3 protein-coding genes are annotated in these 3,562 nt (G+C 67.3%); 2 read left to right on the top strand and 1 reads right to left on the bottom strand.

Going from position 1 to position 3,562, the window contains the following annotated elements; translation table 11 throughout:
- Window positions 1-291: 291 nt before the first annotated feature.
- Window positions 292-1,413, top strand: a complete 1,122-nt coding sequence (locus tag EEJ42_RS33025) for an IS630 family transposase (RefSeq protein ID WP_342778364.1) — start codon at window positions 292-294, stop codon at window positions 1,411-1,413.
- Between the two features lie 16 nt (window positions 1,414-1,429).
- Here the strand turns inward: EEJ42_RS33025 and EEJ42_RS33020 are convergent, their stop codons facing one another.
- Entirely contained in the window at window positions 1,430-1,801 is a 372-nt protein-coding gene (locus EEJ42_RS33020) for a cupin domain-containing protein (RefSeq protein ID WP_123105665.1), read from the bottom strand.
- A 107-nt stretch (window positions 1,802-1,908) separates the two neighbouring features.
- On the opposite strand from EEJ42_RS33020, the gene EEJ42_RS33015 reads away from it, so the two are divergent.
- On the top strand, window positions 1,909-2,739 hold the full coding sequence (locus tag EEJ42_RS33015) for a helix-turn-helix transcriptional regulator (protein WP_123105663.1): 831 nt from the start codon (window positions 1,909-1,911) through the stop codon (window positions 2,737-2,739).
- The last annotated feature ends 823 nt before the right edge of the window (window positions 2,740-3,562 follow it).

Here is a 3,562-nt window from a genome sequence, read left to right as displayed (position 1 = left end):
CCGCGAGACACGCCAGCGGCTCCAGAACGACCAAGCACTCGCAGCGTAGAAGAAGAGTGTCCAGGATCACGGGGAAACTTCACTCGACTGGTGGGTTGCGATCCTCGGTCGTCCCGAAGGGCGACCGCCACGTGCTGTTCGCTGCCCGAGCTTGCTCGGTAGTAGTAGTTGCGATCCTCCGTCGTCCCGAAGGGCGACCGCCACTAGTGCTGTGACCGCATAGGTTCGCCGGGCCGGAGGTTGGGGCGTTTGGATGGGCGGCGACGTCCGTTCCGACCGCTGGGAGGTGTGGTGGCCGAGCCTGTGCGCGTGCGCAGACTGACCGACCAGGAGGGGCAGCGGCTGCAGCAGATCGTGCGCCGCGGCAGCACGAGTTCGGTGCGATACCGGCGCGCGATGATGCTGCTGGCCTCGGCCGGCGGGAACCGCGTGCCGGTGATCGCCCAGCTGGTGCAGGCCGACGAAGACACCGTCCGGGATGTGATCCACCGGTTCAACGAGATCGGTCTGTCCTGCCTGGACCCTAAGTGGGCGGGAGGCCGTCCCCGCCTGCTCAGCCTTGACGATGAGGACTTCGTTATCGAGACGGCCACCACCCGCCCGGCCAAACTCGGGCAGCCCTTCACCCGCTGGTCGGTGCGCAAACTGGTCGCCTACCTGCGGAAAGTGCACGGCAGGGTCATTCGTATCGGCCGCGAGGCGTTACGTTGCCTGCTCGCGCGCCGCGGCGTCACCTTCCAGCGCACCAAGACCTGGAAGGAGTCCCCGGATCCGGAGCGCGAGGCGAAGCTGGACCGGATCGAGGAGGTCCTGGACCGTTTCCCGGACCGGGTCTTCGCGTTCGACGAGTTCGGCCCGCTCGGGATCCGGCCCACCGCGGGCTCGGTCTGGGCCGAGCAGGGGCACCCCGACCGGCTGCCCGCTACCTATCACCGCACTCACGGGGTCCGGTATTTCCACGGCTGCTACTCGGTCGGCGACGACACCCTGTGGGGCGTCAACCGCCGCAGGAAGGGAGCCGGGAACACGCTGGCGGCACTGAAGTCGATCCGTGCCGCCCGACCCGACGGCGCACCCATCTACGTGATCCTGGACAACCTGTCCGCCCACAAGGGCGCCGATATCCGCCGCTGGGCTGATAGACACCGGGTCGAGCTGTGCTTCACCCCGACCTATGCCTCTTGGGCCAACCCGATCGAGGCCCACTTCGGGCCGCTACGGCAGTTCACCATCGCCAACTCCCACCACCCCAACCACACCGTGCAGACCCGGGCCCTCCACGCTTACCTGCGCTGGCGCAACGCCAATGCCCGCCACCGAGACGTCCTAGCCGCCGAACGCCGCGAACGCGCCCGGATCCGCAGTGAGAAGGGCATCCGCTGGGGCGGACGCCCCCTCAAGGCCGCGGCCTGACCACACGCCCTGCGTGTCAGCTGAGGATCTCGGCCGCCTTGGTCATCGGCCCTCCTGCGTCACCGGTGTTGAGCGTTCCCGCCGGTTCGAACAACAGGATCGCGGTCTCCTCGTCTGCCACAGGGCAGTGTTCGACTCCACGGGGAACCACGAACAACTCGCCAGGTTCCAGCACCACATCGGCATCCCTGAGCTGGATGGTGAGCCGCCCGCTGATGACCAGGAACAGTTCATCGGTGTCCTCGTGGGTGTGCCAGACGAATTCCCCCTTCAGTTTGGCCAGCTTGACCTCGTAGTCGTTCAGCACAGCCACTTTCTTCTGCGACCACAGCTCGCTGAACTGCGACAGCTTGTCGGCGAGGTTGACAGGAACAGCAGACTTGGACATACGGCATCCTTCCCAAAGCCGGTCAACCGGGAGCGACCTCTCAGGCCCTCCGGCCGGCGTCACGAGCCTGCCGCGCTCGGACTCCGCCAGTCTTGTACGTTCCTGGCATGGCAACCGGAGACCGACCCCGCACGTCCATCAGCGCCTGGAGGCCGCCAGTCCCGGGGATCGCCGAGGTCTTCCACGCGCACTTCACCGACCACGCGTACCCGGCCCACACTCACGACACGTGGGACCTGATGATCCTCGACCATGGCTCGGTCGACTTCACACTCGACCGCCGCCGCCATGGAGCGACCGGTACCGCCAGCGTCCTCCTGCTGCCTCCCGGCGTCCCTCATGACGGTCGGACCGTCACGGCGGCAGGATTCCACAAGCGCAACCTCTACCTCGACGACTCCGTACTCCCGCAGCGTTTGGTCGGCCGCGCGGTGGACGCTCCAGTCTTCAGCGACGGGCTGCTGCGCTACCGGATCGACCAGTTACACGCCGCTCTCGTCCATGCCGGAGACGGGTTCGAAGCCGAGTCCCGCCTCTCGCTCATCCGTGAACGACTCCACTTCCACCTCGACGCGCTCCAGCCCCGCGCACCGGGGCGTGAGGCAAACCGGCTTGCCGCCGAGCTGCGGGAACTACTGGACTCACGGATCCACGTCGGTATATCCCTGCACGACGCCGCCGCCATCCTGCATGCCCACCCCACCCACCTGATCCGCTGCTTCAAGCAGACATACGGCCTGCCGCCACACACCTACCTCACCGGCAGGCGCATCGATCAAGCACGTCGACTCCTCCTCGACGGTCACCGGCCCGCTGAGGTCGCCACAACCGTGGGATTCCACGACCAAGCCCACCTGAACCGACACTTCACACGCCACGTGGGCACCACACCCGCACGTTACAAGCGCCTTCGCACCGGCGCTCCAATCTCTTCCTGACTTTGCGTCGGATCCTCAGATCCAATCGCCTCTGTAGCCTCCGCCTCGCCCATCAACCCGGCGAACCTATGCGGTCAGAGCACTAGACGGCGCCTTTGTCGTCTTCGTCGCCGAGCCAGTTGCGATCCTCGGTCGTCCCGAAGGGCGACCGCCACGCGGAGCGGGCATCCCACGCGAGGTCCACATGGAATTGCGATCCTCGGCCACCCCGGAGGGCGACCGGCGCCCACGAAGCTCAGCTCCATCACACTGGAGCAACTCATGGTTGCGATCTTCGGTGGGGCACCCGGGAGGGCGACCGCCACCACCTCGTACCGGGCCACGGCCTTCGCCCTCATGACGTTGCGATCCTCGGTCGCCCCAAAGGGTGACCGCCACCTCGGCGCGACCGCGCGTGATGCCCGGGTAGGTCGCGTTGCGATCCTCGGTCGTCCCGAAGGGCGACCGCCACTGCCCAGCGCCCACGCGCCGTACCAGCCGGACCAGGCGTTGCGATCCTCGGTCGCCCCGGAGGGCGACCGCCACGGTGGTCCAGCGCGGAGTCAGCGCCCTGGACAGCGATGTTGCGATCCTCGGTCGTCCCGGAGGGCGACCGCCACGCGCCCCCGCGCTGGCTGATGGGCCGTTGTCGGCAGTTGCGATCCTCGGTCGTCCCGGAGGGCGACCGCCACTAGCGCGCCAGACCCTGAGATGCTTCGGATTCTGGAAGTTGCGATCCTCGGTCGTCCCGGGGGGCGACCGTGAAGTTTCCCCGTGATCCTGGACACTCTTCTTCTACGCTGCGAGTGCTTGGTCGTTCTGGAGCCGCTGGCGTGTCTCGCGG

Source organism: Streptomyces botrytidirepellens (assembly GCF_003721215.1).
GTDB lineage: Bacteria > Actinomycetota > Actinomycetes > Streptomycetales > Streptomycetaceae > Streptomyces > Streptomyces himastatinicus.
The sequence above is the reverse complement of the archived record's forward strand: the minus strand, read 5'-3'. Positions and strand labels throughout refer to the sequence as shown.

What these genes read in the sequence shown, in the direction of transcription:
- EEJ42_RS33020 (WP_123105665.1), bottom strand. Translation starts at nt 1,801, where the DNA reads ATGTCCAAGTCTGCTGTTCCTGTCAACCTCGCCGACAAGCTGTCGCAG.
- EEJ42_RS33015 (WP_123105663.1), top strand. Translation starts at nt 1,909, where the DNA reads ATGGCAACCGGAGACCGACCCCGCACGTCCATCAGCGCCTGGAGGCCG.